The 17,315-nt window shown below is 69.8% G+C and carries 22 protein-coding genes; 13 read left to right on the top strand and 9 right to left on the bottom strand.

Annotated elements, in window-relative coordinates:
- Window positions 1–9: 9 nt before the first annotated feature.
- Window positions 10–1,119, bottom strand: a complete 1,110-nt coding sequence (gene aroB, locus AC1DMQ_RS13495; RefSeq protein ID WP_477034072.1) for a 3-dehydroquinate synthase — start codon at window positions 1,117–1,119, stop codon at window positions 10–12.
- Window positions 1,116–1,733, bottom strand: coding sequence for a shikimate kinase (locus AC1DMQ_RS13500; RefSeq protein WP_477034073.1), 618 nt, complete (start codon window positions 1,731–1,733; stop codon window positions 1,116–1,118). The genes aroB and AC1DMQ_RS13500 overlap by 4 nt, the downstream gene beginning before the upstream one ends.
- 121 nt (window positions 1,734–1,854) lie before the next feature.
- Here AC1DMQ_RS13500 and AC1DMQ_RS13505 point away from each other — a divergent pair, with 121 nt between their 5' ends.
- From AC1DMQ_RS13505 to AC1DMQ_RS13515, 3 genes are all read left to right on the top strand, one after another.
- Window positions 1,855–3,294: a hypothetical protein gene (locus AC1DMQ_RS13505; protein ID WP_477034074.1), complete on the top strand. Its 1,440-nt coding sequence runs from the start codon at window positions 1,855–1,857 to the stop codon at window positions 3,292–3,294.
- The gene (locus tag AC1DMQ_RS13510; RefSeq protein ID WP_477034075.1) at window positions 3,291–4,220 is read left to right on the top strand and encodes a site-specific tyrosine recombinase XerD; all 930 of its coding nucleotides are present in this window, start codon (window positions 3,291–3,293) and stop codon (window positions 4,218–4,220) included. Before AC1DMQ_RS13505 ends, AC1DMQ_RS13510 begins: the two co-directional genes overlap by 4 nt.
- A gap of 150 nt (window positions 4,221–4,370) precedes the next feature.
- Window positions 4,371–4,592, top strand: a complete 222-nt coding sequence (locus AC1DMQ_RS13515) for an alkylphosphonate utilization protein (RefSeq protein ID WP_056758688.1) — start codon at window positions 4,371–4,373, stop codon at window positions 4,590–4,592.
- On the opposite strand, the gene AC1DMQ_RS13520 is transcribed toward AC1DMQ_RS13515, so the two are convergent.
- The 4 genes from AC1DMQ_RS13520 to AC1DMQ_RS13535 form a co-directional block, all read right to left on the bottom strand.
- A complete protein-coding gene (locus AC1DMQ_RS13520) occupies window positions 4,589–5,251 on the bottom strand; it encodes a hypothetical protein (protein WP_477034076.1) in 663 nt (220 codons plus the stop codon). The two genes, AC1DMQ_RS13515 and AC1DMQ_RS13520, sit on opposite strands and share 4 nt — an antisense overlap.
- Entirely contained in the window at window positions 5,251–5,568 is a 318-nt protein-coding gene (locus AC1DMQ_RS13525; RefSeq protein WP_477034077.1) for a PadR family transcriptional regulator, read from the bottom strand. The genes AC1DMQ_RS13520 and AC1DMQ_RS13525 overlap by 1 nt, the downstream gene beginning before the upstream one ends.
- A 219-nt stretch (window positions 5,569–5,787) precedes the next feature.
- The gene (locus tag AC1DMQ_RS13530; protein ID WP_477034078.1) at window positions 5,788–6,270 is read right to left on the bottom strand and encodes a VOC family protein; all 483 of its coding nucleotides are present in this window, start codon (window positions 6,268–6,270) and stop codon (window positions 5,788–5,790) included.
- A 97-nt stretch (window positions 6,271–6,367) separates the two neighbouring features.
- Window positions 6,368–6,694, bottom strand: coding sequence for a DUF1330 domain-containing protein (locus AC1DMQ_RS13535; RefSeq protein WP_477034079.1), 327 nt, complete (start codon window positions 6,692–6,694; stop codon window positions 6,368–6,370).
- Between the two features lie 124 nt (window positions 6,695–6,818).
- Here AC1DMQ_RS13535 and AC1DMQ_RS13540 point away from each other — a divergent pair, with 124 nt between their 5' ends.
- Complete coding sequence (locus tag AC1DMQ_RS13540; RefSeq protein WP_477034080.1) at window positions 6,819–7,952, top strand: aminotransferase class I/II-fold pyridoxal phosphate-dependent enzyme; 1,134 nt, start codon at window positions 6,819–6,821, stop codon at window positions 7,950–7,952.
- Here AC1DMQ_RS13540 and AC1DMQ_RS13545 read toward each other — a convergent pair.
- Window positions 7,924–8,406 (bottom strand): Lrp/AsnC family transcriptional regulator, encoded by a 483-nt coding sequence (locus AC1DMQ_RS13545; RefSeq protein WP_477034081.1) that lies wholly within the window; start codon window positions 8,404–8,406, stop codon window positions 7,924–7,926. The genes AC1DMQ_RS13540 and AC1DMQ_RS13545 overlap by 29 nt on opposite strands.
- 111 nt (window positions 8,407–8,517) lie before the next feature.
- On the opposite strand from AC1DMQ_RS13545, the gene AC1DMQ_RS13550 reads away from it, so the two are divergent.
- The 6 genes from AC1DMQ_RS13550 to AC1DMQ_RS13575 all read left to right on the top strand — a co-directional run bounded on the left by AC1DMQ_RS13550 (window position 8,518) and on the right by AC1DMQ_RS13575 (window position 13,809).
- A complete protein-coding gene (locus AC1DMQ_RS13550; RefSeq protein WP_477034082.1) occupies window positions 8,518–9,117 on the top strand; it encodes a glutathione S-transferase family protein in 600 nt (199 codons plus the stop codon).
- A 192-nt stretch (window positions 9,118–9,309) separates the two neighbouring features.
- Window positions 9,310–10,314 (top strand): aldo/keto reductase, encoded by a 1,005-nt coding sequence (locus tag AC1DMQ_RS13555; RefSeq protein ID WP_477034083.1) that lies wholly within the window; start codon window positions 9,310–9,312, stop codon window positions 10,312–10,314.
- A 67-nt stretch (window positions 10,315–10,381) separates the two neighbouring features.
- Complete coding sequence (locus AC1DMQ_RS13560) at window positions 10,382–11,029, top strand: hypothetical protein (protein ID WP_477034084.1); 648 nt, start codon at window positions 10,382–10,384, stop codon at window positions 11,027–11,029.
- Between the two features lie 58 nt (window positions 11,030–11,087).
- Window positions 11,088–12,113 carry a mechanosensitive ion channel family protein gene (locus tag AC1DMQ_RS13565; RefSeq protein WP_477034085.1) on the top strand — a complete coding sequence of 342 codons (1,026 nt, stop codon included), beginning with the start codon at window positions 11,088–11,090 and terminating at the stop codon, window positions 12,111–12,113.
- Between the two features lie 119 nt (window positions 12,114–12,232).
- A complete protein-coding gene (locus tag AC1DMQ_RS13570; protein WP_477034086.1) occupies window positions 12,233–12,589 on the top strand; it encodes a polysaccharide biosynthesis/export family protein in 357 nt (118 codons plus the stop codon).
- A gap of 170 nt (window positions 12,590–12,759) precedes the next feature.
- On the top strand, window positions 12,760–13,809 hold the full coding sequence (locus AC1DMQ_RS13575; RefSeq protein WP_477034087.1) for an HpcH/HpaI aldolase/citrate lyase family protein: 1,050 nt from the start codon (window positions 12,760–12,762) through the stop codon (window positions 13,807–13,809).
- Between the two features lie 79 nt (window positions 13,810–13,888).
- Here AC1DMQ_RS13575 and AC1DMQ_RS13580 read toward each other — a convergent pair whose 3' ends face one another.
- Together AC1DMQ_RS13580 and AC1DMQ_RS13585 are read right to left on the bottom strand one after the other, a co-directional pair.
- Window positions 13,889–14,305 carry an OsmC family protein gene (locus AC1DMQ_RS13580; RefSeq protein WP_477034088.1) on the bottom strand — a complete coding sequence of 139 codons (417 nt, stop codon included), beginning with the start codon at window positions 14,303–14,305 and terminating at the stop codon, window positions 13,889–13,891.
- Between the two features lie 88 nt (window positions 14,306–14,393).
- On the bottom strand, window positions 14,394–14,594 hold the full coding sequence (locus tag AC1DMQ_RS13585; protein ID WP_337687235.1) for a hypothetical protein: 201 nt from the start codon (window positions 14,592–14,594) through the stop codon (window positions 14,394–14,396).
- 395 nt (window positions 14,595–14,989) lie between these two features.
- Here AC1DMQ_RS13585 and AC1DMQ_RS13590 point away from each other — a divergent pair, with 395 nt between their 5' ends.
- The 3 genes from AC1DMQ_RS13590 (at window position 14,990) to AC1DMQ_RS13600 (ending at window position 17,278) form a co-directional block, all read left to right on the top strand.
- On the top strand, window positions 14,990–15,952 hold the full coding sequence (locus AC1DMQ_RS13590) for an acetyl-CoA carboxylase carboxyltransferase subunit alpha (RefSeq protein WP_477034089.1): 963 nt from the start codon (window positions 14,990–14,992) through the stop codon (window positions 15,950–15,952).
- Between the two features lie 107 nt (window positions 15,953–16,059).
- Window positions 16,060–16,752 carry a hypothetical protein gene (locus tag AC1DMQ_RS13595; protein ID WP_477034090.1) on the top strand — a complete coding sequence of 231 codons (693 nt, stop codon included), beginning with the start codon at window positions 16,060–16,062 and terminating at the stop codon, window positions 16,750–16,752.
- 91 nt (window positions 16,753–16,843) lie between these two features.
- Window positions 16,844–17,278 (top strand): carboxymuconolactone decarboxylase family protein, encoded by a 435-nt coding sequence (locus tag AC1DMQ_RS13600; protein ID WP_477034091.1) that lies wholly within the window; start codon window positions 16,844–16,846, stop codon window positions 17,276–17,278.
- Window positions 17,279–17,315 lie beyond the last annotated feature (37 nt).

Below are 17,315 nucleotides of genomic sequence, written 5' to 3' on the forward strand. Positions count from 1 at the left end.
CGAGCCGTCCTAGACCGCGCCTTCCTCGATCAGGAAGGCCCGCAGGTCCTCGCGGTCCACGTTCTTGGCCACGAAGGCGTCGCCGATGCCGCGGACCAGGATGAAGGTCAGCAGTCCGCCCTCGGCCTTCTTGTCCTGGGCGCTGTGGGCGATCAGGGCGTCGGCGCTGAACGGCTCGGGGCGGATATCCGAAAGCTTGGTCGGCAGGCCGGCGGCCTTGATGGCGGCCTCGGCGCGGACGGCGTCCTGGCTGGAGCACAGGCCCTGGCGCGCCGAGAAGCGGAACGCCTGCGCCATGCCCAGGCCCACGGCCTCGCCGTGCTTGAGCGCGTCGCCGAAGCCCATCTCGCCCTCGACCGCGTGGCCGAAGGTGTGGCCCAGGTTCAGCAAGGCGCGGCGGCCGACTTCCTTCTCGTCCTCGGCGACGATCTCGGCCTTCATCTCGACCGAGCGGCCGACGGCGCGGACCAGGGCCGAGGTGTCGCGCTCCAGCACCGCCTGGACGTTGGCCTCCAGCCACTCGAAGAACGGGAAGTCGCCCAGCAGGCCGTACTTGATGATCTCGGCATAGCCGCAGGCCAGCTCACGGGCCGGCAGCGTGGCCAGGATGTCCAGGTCGGCCAGCACCAGGCGCGGCTGGTGGAAGGCGCCGATCAGGTTCTTGCCGCGCGGCGTGTCGATGGCGGTCTTTCCGCCCACGGACGAATCCACCTGGGCCAGCAGGGTGGTGGGGATCTGGATGAAGTCGATGCCGCGCTTGTAGATCGCCGCCGCGAAGCCGGTCAGGTCGCCGACCACCCCGCCGCCGAACGCGATGACCATATCGCCGCGCTCCAGCTTCAGGGCCAGCAGGCGGTCCGACAGGTCGGCCAGGCCCTCGAAGCTCTTGGTCTCCTCGCCGGACGGCACCAGGATCACGTCGGTGGCGATCCCCACGTGCTCCAGCGCATTGGCCAGCCGCTCGCCGTGGTGCTCGCCGACGATGGTGTCGGTGACGATGGCCACGCGCTTGCGCTTGAGCAGCGGGGCGATGTGCTCGCCCGCCCGGTCGATCAGGCCCGTGCCGACGACCACGTCATAGGCGCGCGCGCCCAGGCCCACGGGGATGGTGGTGATCACGTCGATTCACTTTCGGACTGGATTTGCAGGTGGCTCTTCAGAGCCTGGATCACGGCCTCGACCGCCACGCCGTGGGCGGTGTCGCCGGTCTCGACCGTCAGATGGGCCTCGCCGTAGGCGGGATAGCGCAGGGTGGCGTGCTCGCGCAGCACGTCCATCGGGTCTCGGCCCTTCAGCAGCGGCCGGCCCTCCTTGCGGCCCACGCGGCGGGCCAGCAACTCCAGGTCGGCCTTCAGCCAGACGGCGACGGCCTTGGACTTGATCAGGGCGCGGGTCTCGGCGTTGACGAAGGCCCCGCCGCCGGTGGCCAGCACGTGCGGCGGCTCGTCCAGCAGCCGGGCGATCACCCGCCGCTCGCCGTCGCGGAAGGCCGGCTCGCCCATCTCGGCGAAGATCTCGGGGATAGAACGGCCGGCGGCGGCCTCGACCTCGTTGTCGGCGTCGCGGAACGGCAGGTCCAGGGCGGTGGCCAGCCGGCGGCCGACGCTGGACTTGCCCACGCCCATCAGCCCGACCAGGACGATGGTCCTGTGGCGAAGGGCGGCCCTCGGGTCCGGACCCTGGGATTCAGGCGCCTGGATTTCGGGGCGGGAGGGAGCGGGATCGTCGGTCATGGCCTGATGGCGGTTTACACGAGGGCGAGGCCTCCCGCCAAGGTTTGGACCAAAGCCACGTTCAGGGTGTTCCGGAGGGCGAAAAGTTTCGCCAACCCCTGTCCTGCGGCATAGTTGAACCATGGCTCCTTCCAAGCGACTCACGACCTGTTCGGCCTTCGCCCTGGCGGCGGCGCTGTTCTCGACCGCGCCGGTCCTGGCTCAGGTGCAGGTCCAGTCCCTGTCCGCGCTGGACCTGTTCTCGCCGCCGGCGGCCGAGACGGGGCTGTCGGGCGATCTGTGGAAGGACGCCTCGCCCGGCGTGGTCAAGGAAGCCCTGCCCAAGCTGGCGACCAAGCCGCTGTCGCCGGCCGCCACCGGCCTGGCGCGGCGGGTGCTGGCCACCGGGGCCAACGCTCCCGCCGGGATCGGCGACGACCCGGAGCTGGGCGCGACCCGGGCCCTGGCCCTGATCGCCCTGGGCGAGGCCAAGGGCGCCGACGCCGTGCTCGACCGCGTTCCGGGCGTCGGGAGCAGCGCCCAGCTGTCGCTGGCGGCGGCCGAGGCGGCCCTGATCACCGGCGCCGACGACAAGGCCTGCAAGATCGGCGAGACGCTCAGCGTCGAACGGAGCGCGCCCTATTGGCTGCGGCTGCGGGCCTTCTGCCAGGCCCTGGCCGACCAGCACGACGCGGCCCAGCTGACCTTCACCCTGGCCGCCCAGCAGACCAAGGACGCCGACTACGCCCGGCTGATGAACGCCCTGCTGTCGGGCACGCCGGCTGGGGCGGCCAACCTGAAGAACGGGATCAACTACGCCCTGTCGCGCAAGCTGGGGCTGGACGTGTCGTCGGCCGCCGCCCAGGCCACCGCCTCGCCGGCGTTGAAGACGGTGATCAAGCCCGCCGACGCGCCGAGCGACCTGACCGCCGGCCAGGCCTCGACCCTCGCCGCCCTGCGCGCCGCCAAGGGCCTGCCCGCCTTCACCGACGCCGCCAAGGCAGCGCAGCCGACGATCGTCGCCCTGGCCGGAGCCGGCGCGCCGCTTGAAGACCCCGTCCTGTTCGCCCGCGCCGCCCTGGCCGCCGGCGACCTGGCCACGGCCCAGGCCATCCGGGGCAAGCTGACCGGCGACACCATTCCCGGCGCCACCACCCTGGACCTGGCCCTGCTGGACGCGACCCTGGCGGCGGCCGAAGGCAAGAAGGACAGCCAGATCCTCGACGGCCTGATCGAACGCGGCGTCCAGGGCGGCGCCAAATCGCCCGCCCAGCCGGCCGCCCTGATCCTGGCCGCGTTCGGCGCCGCCATGAGTCCCGAGGCCCGCGCGCCGTTCGCCGCCTTCGATCCCGGCAAGCCCGTCGCTCCGGCCGGGCGGCTGATCGTTCTGGATGACGCGGCCGCCGCCGGCCGCCAGGGCGAGACGGCGCTGCTGGCCCTGTCGATCGCCGCTGACGCCGGACCAGCCGGTCCCGCTCCGGTCGACCGCGCCCGGCTGGTTCGGGCCCTTCTGAAGGTCGGGCTCGAGGCCGACGCCCGCGCCTTCGCCGTGGAGGGGCTGCTGGCGCTGCAGCTGAAATGAGCGGCGCCCCTTCTTCGGGAAAGGCCACAGGGTGGATCGACGCCTTCCTCGAGATGATGGCGGTCGAGCGCGCGGCGGCCCGCAACACCCTGACCGCCTATGAGAAGGACCTGATCGACGCCCGGCTGTTCCTGGCCTCGCGCGGCGACCTGGACGGGGCCTCGGCCGAGGCGGTCGAGGCCTATTTCGCCGACCTGGGCGCGCGCGGCCTGTCGCCGGCCACCGCCGCCCGCCGCCGCTCGGCCCTGCGCCAGTTCTACCGGTTCGTGCTGGGCGAGGGCTGGCGCGACGACGATCCCTCGCGACGGGTCGAGGCCCCCAAGGCCGGCCGGCCCCTGCCCAAGGTGCTGTCGCGCGACGCGGTGCTGCGGCTGATCGCGGCCGCCGCCGCCAAGGACGGCGGCCAGGGCCTGCGCCTGGCCTGCATGATCGAGCTGCTCTACGCCTCGGGCCTGCGGATCTCCGAACTGCTGAACCTGCCCCTGGCGGCCCTGGCCCGCGACCCGGCGTTCCTGATGGTCAAGGGCAAGGGCGGCAAGGAGCGGCTGGCCCCGCTGAACGACGCGGCCCGCACGGCGGTGAAGGCCTATTTGGAGGCAAGGCCGCAATTCCTGCCAAAGGGCGTCAAGGAGAGCCCCTGGCTGTTCCCCTCGCGTGGCAAGGGCGGACGGCTGACCGCGCGGCGGGTCTCGCAGCTGCTGGAGGACGCCGCCATCGCCGCTGGGATCGATCGCGAGACCGTCAGCCCCCACGTCCTGCGCCACGCCTTCGCCACCCACCTGCTGGAGGGCGGCGCCGACCTGCGGGTGATCCAGACCCTGCTGGGCCACGCCGACATCGCCACGACCCAGATCTACACCCACGTGGCGGGCGATCACCTGGCCCAGGTGGTGAAGAGCAAGCACCCGCTGGGGCGGAAGGGATAGGTCGCGGCCGAAACTGGGGACACACACTCACAGCGCCTTCGGTTCCAGGACTGGCGAGGCCTTGGCGTGAGTGTGTGTCCCCACCTTCAAGCGCGGCATGACAAGGCGAGCAGTCGCCTGCTAAGCACGCCCACCTTTCAGGAGAACGACATGTCGGACGAAACCCGCGACAGCAACGGCACGATCCTGGCCGACGGCGACAACGTCACCCTGATCAAGGACCTGAAGGTCAAGGGCTCGGGCGGCGTGACGCTGAAGCGCGGGACCCTGGTCAAGAACATCCGCCTGACCGGCGACACCGACGAGATCGAGGCCAATGTCGAGAAGGTGCGCGGCCTGGTGTTGCGGACCGAGTTCGTGAAGAAGGCCTAGATCGCCAGCCGGGCCCTGGTCGTCCAGCGATCCAGGCCCAGGAACGCCGCGGCCGCGACCAGCAGCAAGGCGAGGGCCAGATAGTCCAGCCAGGCCAGCGCCGGGTGGATCAGATAGGGCGACGGCCAAGTCGCGATCAGGCTCAGGGTGTTGGCGGTATGGATCGCCGCGCCGACCCCGACGGCGATCGGCAGCCGCCTGAAGTCGCCTCGCGCCACGAACCAGGCCGCCGCCCCGAAGACGCCGGCCAGGCCCAGCATCGCGGCCATGTGCCAGGCGGGCATCAGCAGCAGACCGGCGGCGGCGCTCTCGGCGGTCTGGTCCTCGAACAGCGGGAAGCCGCCCGCCCATCCGTTCAGGCTGTTGCGCTTCAGGTCCGCGACAATGGCCAGCATGTAGAGCGGCAGGAAGGCGTGGGCGACGGCGGTCAGCAGGCTGACGGCGGCGACGGCCAGGCGGCCGGTCAGCAACGCGATCCTCATGAGCGAGATCCTTTGGCTGTAGGCGGTCCAGACGCAGCCGCCGGCGAACGCCAGGGCTTCTCCGGCGGAGGGTATGGCGACCAATTCGGCCCGCATGGCCAGGCCCCAGTCCCGGCGGTTCGCCGGCATGACCTTGGCGGCGTGGTCCAGCAGGCGTTCGGCGAGCGCGCGGGACATCAGGCGGGCTCCGGCGCGTTGGAGGTGGACGCGAAGGCATGGGGCGGAGCATCCAGGGTCCGTTCCCGCGCCAGGGCCGCGCCCTTGTCGGTCAGGCGATAGGCGTGGCGCGGCGGCCGGCCGGGCTGCAGGGGCTGGCGCCATTCAGCCTCCAGCAGGCCCTGGTCGCTGAGCCGGATCAGCAGCGGATACAGCGTGCCCGACTTCAGCCCGGTCTCCTTGGACAGGTCGTAGCCGTAACGCCAGGCCTGCGGCTGGGCCAGCAGGGCGGCGAGAACACAACGGGTCTGTCGCGAGATGTTTGGCGCACGGGTCATGCAGCCATTAGCAACATATGTAGAGTTTGAGTCAAGGAGGGCGTCTTCGAGCGCCCAAACAGGTCCTCCCCCTGTGGGGGGAGGTGTCGGCGAAGCCGACGGAGGGGGGAGTGGTCGGGCGGCTGCCGCCCGGATCGGCGATCCTGGAGCTCCCCCCACCGATCGCTGCGCGATCGGCTCCCCCACAGGGGGAGGGCCGGCTCCGCCGGCTCGGGCCTGCTACCCCTCGAACGCGGCCTTCAGCTTGGGCATGTCCAGCTTCACCATCTGCATCATGGCCGCGAACATCCGCCCGACGGCGGCCTTGTCGGGGCTGGAATAGAGATCGAGCAACTCCTGCGGCACGATCTGCCAGGACAGGCCGTACTTGTCCTTCAGCCAGCCGCATTGGCTTTCCTTGCCGCCGTCGGCGGTCAGGGCGTCCCAGTAGCGGTCGACCTCGGCCTGGTCGGCGCAGTGCACCATGAACGACACCGCCTCGGTGAAGGTGAAGTGGGGACCGCCGTTCAGGGCGGTGTAGGCCTGGCCGTCCAGTTCGAAGCTGACGGTCATGACCCGTCCGGGCGGCCCCGCGGGCGGTTGGGAGTCGCTGGGATAGCGAGCCACCTCGGTGATCTTCGAGTTGGGAAACAGCGAGACGTAGTAGTTCGCGGCTTCCTCGGCCTGGGTGTCGAACCACAGGAACGGGGTGATCTTCTGCATGGCGTCCTCCAGGGCCGGTCAGCGGCCGTTTGGTCGAAGGACGATCAAGACCCGCCGGTCCCGACATCGGCGCGCGCTTTTCGACCAACCGCCGGTGTCACGCGGCCGCCAGCAGGTCCGTGCTCCTGTGGTCGGGCGCGCAGCCAGGGACCAGGATCACGTCGCCCTGAGAATTGTCGGTGCGCAGGGCGAGGATGGCCTGGTAGGCGGGCGAGGCGTACCAGGCGCGCGCCGTCGCCAGGTCCGGAAAGGCTATGATCACGATGTCGCCGGGCCACTGGCCCTCCAGGACCTCGACCTTGCCGCCGTGGACGACGAAGCGGCCGTCATAGGGTTCGAGCGTGGCGTCGATGCGCTGCAGGTATTCGATGATGCCGGCGCCGAAATCGACGCTGCGCAGATGGGCGATGCCGTAGGCGGGCATAGCGGGGCTCCTCGTGTTGACGAGCAAGCTTCGCGCGCCGTGTGCGGGGAAGCGATGACCTGGGACGTCATGCCTCCGCAACGCCGCCGTTGCCGCCTTCGCCGCCGCGCACTAGTTACGCTGCATGCCCGCTTCCGAGATCGAACCCTTCCACGCCATCGCCATCAGCCGTCTGGCCCACCAGATGAAGGCGCAGGGCAAATCGATCATCCACATGGAGTTCGGCCAGCCCTCGACCGGCGCCCCCGCGGCGGCCATCGCCAAGGCGCATCATGTGCTGGACACCGACGGCATGGGCTATTGGGAAAGCCCGCTGCTGAAGGCGGCGATCGCCAAGCGCTATGCCGAGCTGGACGGGGTGAGCGTTGATCCCGAGCGGATCATCCTGACCTGCGGCGCCTCGCCGGCCCTGGTGCTGGCCCTGGCGTCCAACTTCCAGCCGGGCGACCGCGTGGCGTTGGCGCGGCCCGGCTACGTGGCCTATCGCAATACGCTGAAGGCGCTGAACCTGGTCCCGGTCGAGATCGCCTGCGGGGCCGAGAGCCGCTTCCAGCTGACCGCCGACCACCTGGCCGCCCTGGAGCCCGCCCCGGCCGGGGTGATCATCGCCAGCCCGGCCAATCCGACCGGCACCATCATCCCCGCCGCCGAGCTGGAGGCCATCGCCGAGGTCTGCCGCGAGCGCGGGATCCGCGTGGTCTCCGACGAAATCTATCACGGCCTCAGCTACGGCGAGCCGGCCCGCTCGATGCTGGCGTTCCAGCCGGACGCCCTGATCGTCAACAGCTTCTCCAAGTATTTCAGCATGGCCGCCTGGCGGCTGGGCTGGGTGGTCGTGCCGGAGGGCCAAGTCCAGCGGGCTCGGGCCTTCATGGGCAACCTGTTCCTCACCCCGCCGTCGCTGAGCCAGCACGCGGGCCTGGTGGCCATGGACTGCCTGGACGAGCTGGAGGGCCATGTGGCCGTCTACCGCGCCAACCGCGCCCTGCTGCTGAACGCCCTGCCGGTCCTGGGCCTGGCCTCGATCGCCCCGCCGGACGGGGCCTTCTACATCTATGCCGACATCGGCCACCTGACCGACGACAGCCTGGCCTTCTGCGAGGCCCTGCTGCGCGACACCGGCGTGGCCACCGCGCCGGGCGTCGATTTCGACCCGGTCGACGGCCGGCGGTTCATCCGCTTCAGCTTCGCGGTCTCGACGGCGGAGGTCGAGGAGGCGCTGCGGCGGATCACGCCGTGGTTCGCGGCGAGGACTTAGAGAGCAGCGCCTTGCCGATCGGCCTTGGCGGCTGGCTCTGCAGCACCACCGAGGTCGTCACCGGGCCGAAGCGGCCGATCGTGTCGACGATGGTCGCCAGGTCGCCGGCCGAGGGGACCAGCGCCTTGAGCACGTAGCAGTCGTCGCCGGTCACCCGGTTGACCTCGACGATGTAGGGCAGGCGCTCGAAGGTCTCCAGGCAGGCGCGCATGTGCTCGTGGGTGGTCTTCAGGCGGATGATGGCGCTGAGCGCCAGGCCCAGGGCCAGCGGATCGATCCGCGCGCCGTAGCCGGTGATGATCCCGCGCTCCTCCAGCCGCTTGACCCGCTCCGACATCGACGGCTGCGACAGGCCGATCCGCCGTCCCAGCGCCGACAGCGAAATGCGCCCATCGGTCTGAAGCGCCTCCAGAATGGCGATATCCTTGGCGTCGAGGCCATCCGGGAGGGACATTTGCAATTCCTACCTTGAATTCATCGGAACTATCGCGCTTTGACCGATGAATGGCCATGCACTTTGGGTCGTGGTTCGACCATCCTGAGCAATGAAGCGAGGGAGAGCGCGATGCGACTGATCGGGATGCTGGATTCGCCCTATGTGCGGCGCGTGGCCGTGGCGTTGCGGCTGCTGGACCTGCCGTTCGAGCACGAGCCGGTCTCGGTGTTCCGCCACTACGAGGTCTTCGCGGCGACCAATCCGGTGGTCAAGGCGCCGACCCTGGTGACCGACGGCGGCGTGGTGCTGATGGAGTCCGGCCTGATCATCGAGCACCTGGAGCGCCTGGCGGGGCGGAGCCTGGCGCCCGCCGGCGTCGCCGATCACGCCCGCGCCCAGCGGATTCTCGGCCTGGCCCTGGCCGCCTGCGAGAAGACCGTGTCACTGGTCTACGAGTTCAACCTGCGCCCCGAGGACAAGCATCACGCCCCCTGGATCGACCGGGTGCGGGGACAGGTCGACGCGGCCTGGAGCCTGCTGGAGGCCGAGCTGGCCTCGCCGCCGGCCTGGCTGGAAGGTTCGCACGCGTGGCTGACCTGCGCGGTGGTCTGGACCTTCGCGACCAGGACCCTGCCGGAGTCGGTCGACGCGGCGGCCTGCCCCAGCCTGGTCGCCCTGACCGCGCGCGCCGAGGCGACGCCGGCCTTCCTGGCCACCCCGTTCGACTGAAGACGCGTTTGGGGAACCAGGCCAAGCCGCGGCCAGGGTCATTGCTCGATCCGGCGAACGTCTTGCCCATTCCTGCGCCGTCGATTTCGAGGCCTTATAGTCGCGGCGAACGGCGCCCATCTTCCTTCGTGGCCCACCTCCCTCGTGGAAGGCGGACCTTCCCACGCGACATTCCAAAATCAGGAGCTCACCATGAAGACGCGCAAACTCGGCGACGGGCTGGAAGTCTCGGCCATCGGCCTGGGCTGCATGGGGATGGGCCAGGTCTACGGCACGGCGCTGGACAAGGCCGACGCCTTCAAGGTGCTGGCCCGCGCGGTCGAACTGGGCGTGACCTTCTTCGACACCGCCGAGGTCTACGGCCCCTATCTGAACGAAGTGCTGGTCGGCGAAGGCCTGAAGCCGTTCCGCGACAAGCTGGTGATCGCCACCAAGTTCGGCTTCGACATCGCTCCGGAAGGCACGGGCGAAGGCTTCAGCCGCATGCGCGGGACCGACAGCCGGCCCGCCCACATCCGCGAGGTGGCCGAGGCGTCGCTGAAGCGCCTGGGCGTCGAGGTGATCGACCTGTTCTACCAACACCGCGTCGATCCGAACGTGCCGATCGAGGACGTGGCCGGGACGGTCAAGGACCTGATCGCCGAGGGCAAGGTCAAGCATTTCGGCCTGTCGGAAGCCGGTCCCGAGACCATCCGCAAGGCTCACGCCGTGCAGCCGGTGGCGGCCCTGCAGAGCGAATATTCGCTGTGGTTCCGCGACCTGGAGGCGACGACCTTGCCGGTGCTCCGCGAACTGGGGATCGGCCTGGTGCCCTACAGCCCGCTGGGCCGGGGCTTCCTGACCGGCGCGATCAAGGCCGACGCGCCCCTGGCCGACAACGACTTCCGCCGCGGCTTGCCGCGCTTCCAGGGCGAGGCCCTGGCCAAGAACTTCTCCCTGGTCGAAGCCCTGACCCAGATCGCCGCCGACAAGGGCGTGACCCCGGCCCAACTGGCCCTGGCCTGGATCCTGGCCCAGGGCGAGCACATCGCCCCGATCCCGGGCACGACCAAGATCAGCCGGCTGGAGGAGAACCTCGGCGCGGTGGACGTGGCGCTGTCGGCGGACGACCTGGCCAAGATCGCCGCCGCGGTGCCGGAAACGGCGGTCGAGGGCGAGCGCTACAGCGCGGCGGGCCTGGCGATGGTGGGCAGATAGCCGCTCCAGGCCGCGTGGTCGTCGCGGAGGCCTTGATCGCGGCGGCAGGGCCTGAGCAACATCGGCCATGCATCGTCGTCGCGTGAGCCTTGCGATCCTGTGGGCGGCCGCCGCGACGGCCGCCCAGCTCGTCGTCGCCGGTCCGGTCGCCGCCGATCCCGTGACCGCCCAGGCGATGCGGATCCAGGCCGTTCCCGCGGGGCCGATCCTGCTGGACGGACGCTGCGACGAGGCCGCCTGGACCAAGGCCGCGCCGATCTCCCTCGATAATGGGCTGACCCTGTCGGCGGTCGCCGACCGCGACAGCGTGACGGTCTGCTGGCGCTTCCCGATCCAGACCCTGAGCCTGGACCTCTATATCGAGGACGCTGGAGGCGCGTTGCACGACCTGCATGTCTCGGCCCAGACCGGCGAGCGCACGCGAACCGCCCAGGGCTGGCCGGACTGGACGGTGTTCGGCCAGCATCACGGCTGGTACGGGCCGCCGTTCGCCTTCAGCGGCTTCAAGACGGACGAGTCCGGAACCCGCCGCATCGTGTTCGCGCCCCAGCCCTATCGCGAGCTGCAACTGACCAAGGCGCGGTTCGGGCCGGGGCCCTGGCGGGTGATGGTCGAGGCCCAGGCCATGGCGCCCGGAGCCAAGGTCGTCCGCTATCCGGCCGAAGCGTCGCCGGACGACCCGGCCACCTGGGGACGCCTCGACCCCGGGTCGTGACGCCCGGCCGCCACCCGAGGGGTTGAACCGGGCGCGATGCTAGGCACACACTCCGCCCATGGCCGACAACCCCTTCGCCCGCCCGGACGCCATCGAGCTGGTCAAGCTGGGCAAGACCTCGATCACCCTGGGCGGGGTGGGGGCGGCGATCGTCATCGTCGTGGCGTCGATCTACCTCTCGCGCCTGGTGGCCTCGGGCCTGCGCAAGCTGCGCGAGCGGGCGGTCGGCAGCGCGCCGACCCTCTACATCATCGAGAAGCTCAGCACCTACGGCCTGCGCACCGTCGGCCTGCTGGTGGCCCTGTCGGTGATGGGCATCAACCTGACCTCGCTGGCGGTGTTCGCCGGGGCTCTGGGCGTCGGGGTGGGCCTGGGCCTGCAGGGCCTGGTCAAGGACTTCGCCTCGGGGGTGTCGCTGATGTTCGAGCGGCTGGTGGCGGTGGGCGACTTCGTCGAGCTGCAGAACGGCGCGCGCGGCGTGGTGCACGAGATCGGCCCGCGCTCGACGCGCATCCGCACCAACGACAGCACCGACGTGATCGTGCCCAACTCGGTGCTGGTCAACGAGCAGGTGATCAACTGGACCCTGCACCACACCACCCGCCGCATCCACGTGCCGTTCGTCACGGCCTTCGGGACCGACAAGGAGAAGGTGCGCGAGGCCGTCTTGAAGGCCGCCCATTCGGTGTCGTTCACCTCGCCCGACGACGCCAACCGCAAGGCCCAGGTCTGGCTGGTGGGCTTTGGCGAGTCGTCGCTGAAGTTCGAGCTGATCGTCTGGCCGACCGTCGACTCGGTGCGCCGTCCGGCGGCGATCTTCGCGGCCTACACCTGGGCGATCGACGACGCCCTGCGCGGAGCGGGGATCGAGGTGCCCTACCCGCAGCGGGACGTGCGCCTGCGCGGCCTGTTCGGCGAGGAGGGCGACGACGCCCGCGCCGCCCTGCGCCTGGAGCCCCGCGCCGGCCGCAAGGCCAAGGCCAAGGCCGCCCTCGTCTCCAAGAACGACGCGGCCGAGGACCTCAAGCGCGAGGATCCCGAGGAGCCGCCGCTGCCGGTGCAGGGGCCCCCGGCGAAGGCGTAGGCGCGGATGACAAGGGCCTCGCCAGCCGCCCGCTTCGCCACCTTGTGATGGAAGCGCCTATCTGCTGGTATCCACGGCCGCGCTTCCAGGGCGCGTTTGCGTGAACGAGGCGAGCATCAATGGCCAGGCAGCCAATCTTCATGGTCTCCATGCTCAGCGTCGCGCTGCTCATGCCCGCAGGGTTGGCGTCGGCTCAGACCAAGTTGTCTCAGTCTGTCGCCGCGGAGGGGCCCGCCGCGGCGCGCCGCCTTGCCCCAAAGGACAGGTTGCAGATTGACGTCGCCGGACGAGGCGGCTTTCAGGGGGCCGCGGAAGTTCAGGAGGATGGTCTTATCTTTCTTCCTTTCGGCTCGGTCAGGGCCAAGGGCCGCACGCCGAGCGAGCTGGCGGACCAGATCGCCAAGGTCGTGAAGGATAGCGGACTCGTCGCCGAGCCGGTTGTCACGGTTGAGCTCATACAGGGCGAAAATCGCTGAATGACCTTGAACGATCGGCCGCCCGCGCCTTGAGGCGGCCAAGCCGAGCTTGAGGGCTCCGAGGCTCATCCTGCTTCCCTCACCCTTGCGTCAGCCTTGACCCTGTTCCCGCACTGCCGCAGTCTTCTCGCAACTGCGAAATAAGAAACGACGACGCCGGGAGCGAGCGCATGAAGACCCCCCGAGGCTTTTTCAAACCCCTGGCGATCGGCGCGCCGACCCCGTGGCGCGAACCGCCGGCCCGGGTCGAGCGCATGATCCACTTCGTGCCGCCGCATCTGGACAAGGTGCGCGCCAAGGTCCCCGAGATCGCCCCGACCGTCGACGTGATCCTGGCCAATCTGGAAGACGCCATCCCCGCAGAGGCCAAGGGCGCGGCCCTGGCCGGCGCCATCGCCATGGCCCGCGAGACCGACTTCAAGGCCCTGGGCGTGGGGCTGTGGGTGCGGATCAACTGCCTCAACTCGCCCTGGCACCTGGACGAGGTGGCCACCCTGGTCGAGAAGGCCGGCGACCGCATCGACGTGATCATGGTCCCCAAGGTCGAGGGGCCGTGGGACATCTTCTACATGGACCAGTTGCTGGCCTCGCTGGAGGCCAAGCACGGCGTCACCCGGCCGATCCTGCTGCACGCCATCCTCGAGACGGCCGAGGGGGTGATGAACGTCGAGGCCATCGCCGGGGCCAGCCCTCGCATGCAGGGCATCAGCCTGGGCCCGGCCGACCTGGCCGCCAGCCGCGCCATGAAGACCACCCGGGTCGGCGGCGGTCACCCCGGCTATCGCGTGATCGAGGACCCGCATGCCGACGGCTCGCCCCGCGTCTCCGTCCAGCAGGACCTGTGGCACTACACCTTCGCCAAGATGGTCGACGCCTGCGCCGCCCATGGGATCAAGCCGTTCTACGGTCCGTTCGGGGCGATCGACGACCCGGTGGCCTGCGAGCAGCAGTTCCGCAACGCCTTCCTGATGGGCTGCGCCGGGGCCTGGAGCCTGCACCCCAGCCAGATCGCGATCGCCAAGTCGGTGTTCTCGCCCGCGCCGGACGAAGTGGCCTTCGCCAGGCGCATCCTGGAGGCCATGCCCGACGGCACGGGCGTGGCCATGCTGGACGGCAAGATGCAGGACGACGCGACCTGGAAGCAGGCCAAGGTCATGGTCGACTGCGCGCGGCAGATCGCGGCCAAGGATGCGGAGTATGCGGCGCTGTATGGGTTCTAGGAGGGCGGTGGCTCACCCGCTTGCCCCTGTGGGGGAAGACGGTCGCGAAGCGACCCGTAGGGGGAAGTGCTCGCCGCTCCTACGCCTCGGTCGTCACCACCCGCGACCCCGCCACCAGCATCTTGTGCACCGGGCAGGCCTCGGCGATCTCCATCAGCCGCGCGCGCTGGGCTTCGTCCAGGTCGCCGCCCAGGGTGATCACCCGCTCGAACACATCGGCCGGCTGCGAGGACGGATCGCGCCGCCAGGTCACCTCCACATGCATCGCGCCCACCGGCCAGGCCTTGCGCCTGGCGTAGAGCCGCAGCGTCTGGGTGGTGCAGGCCGCCAGGCCGGCGGCCACCAGGTCATGGGGATTGGGTCCGATGTCCAGTCCGCCGTCCACGGGGCCCAGGTCGGCCGCGAAGCGGATGGGGCCGGCGGTGACGAGGATCTGCACGCCGCCGTGGCCGCTGTCGTCGGCGATGGCGGAAGGGCGGGCGGGGGCGGCGATCATGAGGCGACTCCGGGCTGGGGCCAGAAACTGCCATCGCCACGCAGAGCCGTCTTGGATGGATTTGAAGCCATCCCCGGAATTGTGGACTTCAGGCGGCCGCCTGCTGGGCCGACGTCACGGCGAACAGTTGGGTCGCCCCGCGCCACACCTCGACGGTGTCGCAGCCGCGATGGACGCCGACCAGTTCCTCGGCGCGGCGACGCGCGGCCTGGTCGTCAGGGCAGGGGGTGACGTCGAAACGCGGCACCGAGCCATCGGACTCGACACAGAAGAAGGTGAACACCTGCATGGGAACATCCGTTCGCATCAGGCGGGACCGGGTCCATATTCGATGGGCGGGGCCGCGGGCGTCGGCGGGATTCTCAGCCGACCAGAAGGATATAGGTGAGAAGCCGGCGATTAACCAGAGAGCGCAGGTTTCAATACAAGACTCTCCACAGGACTCTCACGAAGACGAATCCCTGAGACTCGCAGGGGTTCCGGCCGAGTCATGGTGTCGCTGCGACGACGAGTCGCAGGCCTGGGCCCCGCGCATCCTTCCTGAAACCCCAATGAGTCCGGCGTGAGTCCCCTACAAGGCGAGGTTTGGCGATTTCGAGGCGCCGAACCGCCAAAAGCGGTTTCGTTTTCGGTTATCGCGCTCTAGGTTCGCCACCTTTCCGCAACGGCGACGTTAAGAGACCCATGGCCGCGCATTATCTCGACTTCGAGCGACCCATCGCCGATCTGGAAAGCAAGATCGAGGAGCTGTCGCGGCTCTCCGAGACGGCTGGTCCGGGTGCGTTCGAGACCGAGATCCAGGCCTTGCGCGACCGCGCGCAGCAGCTTCGCAAGGAAGCCTATGCCGGTCTGGACGCCTGGCAGAAGACCATGGTCGCCCGCCATCCCGAGCGTCCGCACCTGAAGGACTACGTCGCCGGCCTGATCGACGAGTTCGTCGAGCTGCGCGGCGACCGCAAGTTCGCCGACGACCAGGCGATCGTCGGGGGGCTGGGCCGGTTCCGCGGCATCCCCGTGGTCGTGATGGGCCACGAGAAGGGCCACGACACCACCACCCGCCTGAAGCACAACTTCGGCATGGCCCGCCCCGAGGGCTACCGCAAGGCCGTGCGCCTGATGGACATGGCCGAGCGCTTCAATCTGCCGGTCATCACCTTCGTCGACACCGCCGGCGCCTATCCGGGCCTGGGCGCCGAGGAGCGCGGCCAGGCCGAGGCCATCGCCCGCTCGACCGAGCGCGGCCTGGTTCTGGGCACCCCGATGGTCGCCACCATCGTCGGCGAAGGCGGCAGCGGCGGCGCCATCGCCCTGGCCGGCGCCAACAAGGTGCTGATCCTCGAGCACTCGATCTATTCGGTGATCTCGCCGGAAGGCGCGGCCTCGATCCTGTGGCGCGACGGCGCCCGGGCCAAGGACGCGGCCGCCAACATGAAGATCACCGCCCAGGACCTGATCCAGCTGAAGATCGTCKACCGCATCGTCGAGGAGCCGGCCGGCGGGGCCCATTCCGATCCGTCCGCCGCCATCGAAGCCGTCGGCGACGCGGTCGAGGACGAGCTGAAGGCGCTGATGAAGCTGTCGCCCGCCGAGCTGAAGAAGCAGCGCGCGGCGCGGTTCTACGCCATCGGCCGCGAAGGCCTGCAATAGGCCGCCAAAACCGCGAAGCGTTTCGCGAAGGGACCGCTAACACGGCGATTGACCTGTCGCCGTCGGAACTTCATCCTCAATTGTAATAACAATAGGGGAGGCCGGTCATGAACCGTCGTATGTCTTTGGCCCTGGGGTTCGCGCTGGTCGCCGTCGGCCTCGGCGCGGCCGGTCAAGGCGCGGCGCGGGAGGACGAGGCGCTTCCCGTGGTGACCGAGGGGCTGGTCTCGACCCTGCCGGGCGGGGTGATCAGCATCAAGGCCGATCCCGTGCTGTCCAACGGCCGGTTGGTCCTGCGGGTGGCGGCCTTCAACAACGGAACGGCCCCGGCCGTCATCAACCCCGCGGACATCAAGCTGTTCACCGCCGCCGGCCAGCCCGTGGCGCTGATGTCGCTGGACCAGTTGATCGCGGAGGTCGCGAGCCCCGCGCCCGCCCGACCCACGGGGTCGGCGACCGGCTATGGCGGCCCCGCCATAGCGACCGGCCAGGACGGCCGGATGGACGTCAGCGGCTTTTCCGGCGCCAATCAGACGGTGGCCGGCGGGCTGTCGAGCCAGGTCCAGTCGCAGATCGCCACGCCCGGCCGCAAGCTGAGCAAGGCCGACCAGACCCAGGTCGACGGCCTGAAGGCGGCGATCCTGCAGCCCACCCCGGTGGAGCCGGGCAAGGCGGTCGGCGGCCAGATCGTCAGCGAGAAGCTGAAGTTCGATCGCGACGGATCCCGCGAGCTGAAGATGCTGGTCCGCTTCAACGGCGAGAAGCACGGCTTCATCTTCACCGCCCCTCCGGCCCGCTGACGCGAATTTTCCGCGCCCGGCGTGTCACGTATCGCCGGGCTGCGTCGTCTTGTTTCCGAAGCCCCATCCAGGGGCAGATGAGGACAAGACCATGAGCGCCGAAACCGCCCCCTTCCGTCACGACATCAATGTTCCGGCCGTCTACCAGGCCTTCATCGCCGCCGAGACCGCGGCGGTGGGCGCCGGGGTCGACGCGCACCTGGTTCATCTGGTCAAGCTGCGGGCCTCGCAGCTGAACCAGTGCGCCTTCTGCGTGAAGATGCATTCCAAGGAAGCCCGCGACGACGGCGAGACCAACGAGCGGCTGGACCGCCTGGTGGTCTGGAGCCACGTGTCGGACTTCACGGCCAAGGAAAAGGCCGCCCTGGCCTGGACCGAGGCCCTGACCCAGCTGCCGACCCACACCGAGCTGGGCCCGCTGCGCGCCGCCCTGCGCGAGCACTTCAGCGACGTCGAGGCCAGCGCCCTGACGACGGTGATCGCCATGATCAACCTGTGGAACCGGCTGGGCGTGTCGGTGCACTAGGTCGGCTCAATAGGCTCCTCCCCCTGTGGGGGAGGCG

The sequence above is a fragment of the Caulobacter sp. 05L422 genome (assembly GCF_056397765.1).

What these genes read in the sequence shown, in the direction of transcription:
- AC1DMQ_RS13500 (WP_477034073.1), bottom strand. Translation starts at nt 1,733, where the DNA reads ATGACCGACGATCCCGCTCCCTCCCGCCCCGAAATCCAGGCGCCTGAA.
- AC1DMQ_RS13505 (WP_477034074.1), top strand. Translation starts at nt 1,855, where the DNA reads ATGGCTCCTTCCAAGCGACTCACGACCTGTTCGGCCTTCGCCCTGGCG.
- AC1DMQ_RS13510 (WP_477034075.1), top strand. Translation starts at nt 3,291, where the DNA reads ATGAGCGGCGCCCCTTCTTCGGGAAAGGCCACAGGGTGGATCGACGCC.
- AC1DMQ_RS13515 (WP_056758688.1), top strand. Translation starts at nt 4,371, where the DNA reads ATGTCGGACGAAACCCGCGACAGCAACGGCACGATCCTGGCCGACGGC.
- AC1DMQ_RS13520 (WP_477034076.1), bottom strand. Translation starts at nt 5,251, where the DNA reads ATGTCCCGCGCGCTCGCCGAACGCCTGCTGGACCACGCCGCCAAGGTC.
- AC1DMQ_RS13525 (WP_477034077.1), bottom strand. Translation starts at nt 5,568, where the DNA reads ATGACCCGTGCGCCAAACATCTCGCGACAGACCCGTTGTGTTCTCGCC.
- AC1DMQ_RS13530 (WP_477034078.1), bottom strand. Translation starts at nt 6,270, where the DNA reads ATGCAGAAGATCACCCCGTTCCTGTGGTTCGACACCCAGGCCGAGGAA.
- AC1DMQ_RS13535 (WP_477034079.1), bottom strand. Translation starts at nt 6,694, where the DNA reads ATGCCCGCCTACGGCATCGCCCATCTGCGCAGCGTCGATTTCGGCGCC.
- AC1DMQ_RS13540 (WP_477034080.1), top strand. Translation starts at nt 6,819, where the DNA reads ATGCCCGCTTCCGAGATCGAACCCTTCCACGCCATCGCCATCAGCCGT.
- AC1DMQ_RS13545 (WP_477034081.1), bottom strand. Translation starts at nt 8,406, where the DNA reads ATGTCCCTCCCGGATGGCCTCGACGCCAAGGATATCGCCATTCTGGAG.
- AC1DMQ_RS13550 (WP_477034082.1), top strand. Translation starts at nt 8,518, where the DNA reads ATGCGACTGATCGGGATGCTGGATTCGCCCTATGTGCGGCGCGTGGCC.
- AC1DMQ_RS13555 (WP_477034083.1), top strand. Translation starts at nt 9,310, where the DNA reads ATGAAGACGCGCAAACTCGGCGACGGGCTGGAAGTCTCGGCCATCGGC.
- AC1DMQ_RS13560 (WP_477034084.1), top strand. Translation starts at nt 10,382, where the DNA reads ATGCATCGTCGTCGCGTGAGCCTTGCGATCCTGTGGGCGGCCGCCGCG.
- AC1DMQ_RS13565 (WP_477034085.1), top strand. Translation starts at nt 11,088, where the DNA reads ATGGCCGACAACCCCTTCGCCCGCCCGGACGCCATCGAGCTGGTCAAG.
- AC1DMQ_RS13570 (WP_477034086.1), top strand. Translation starts at nt 12,233, where the DNA reads ATGGCCAGGCAGCCAATCTTCATGGTCTCCATGCTCAGCGTCGCGCTG.
- AC1DMQ_RS13575 (WP_477034087.1), top strand. Translation starts at nt 12,760, where the DNA reads ATGAAGACCCCCCGAGGCTTTTTCAAACCCCTGGCGATCGGCGCGCCG.
- AC1DMQ_RS13580 (WP_477034088.1), bottom strand. Translation starts at nt 14,305, where the DNA reads ATGATCGCCGCCCCCGCCCGCCCTTCCGCCATCGCCGACGACAGCGGC.
- AC1DMQ_RS13585 (WP_337687235.1), bottom strand. Translation starts at nt 14,594, where the DNA reads ATGCAGGTGTTCACCTTCTTCTGTGTCGAGTCCGATGGCTCGGTGCCG.
- AC1DMQ_RS13595 (WP_477034090.1), top strand. Translation starts at nt 16,060, where the DNA reads ATGAACCGTCGTATGTCTTTGGCCCTGGGGTTCGCGCTGGTCGCCGTC.
- AC1DMQ_RS13600 (WP_477034091.1), top strand. Translation starts at nt 16,844, where the DNA reads ATGAGCGCCGAAACCGCCCCCTTCCGTCACGACATCAATGTTCCGGCC.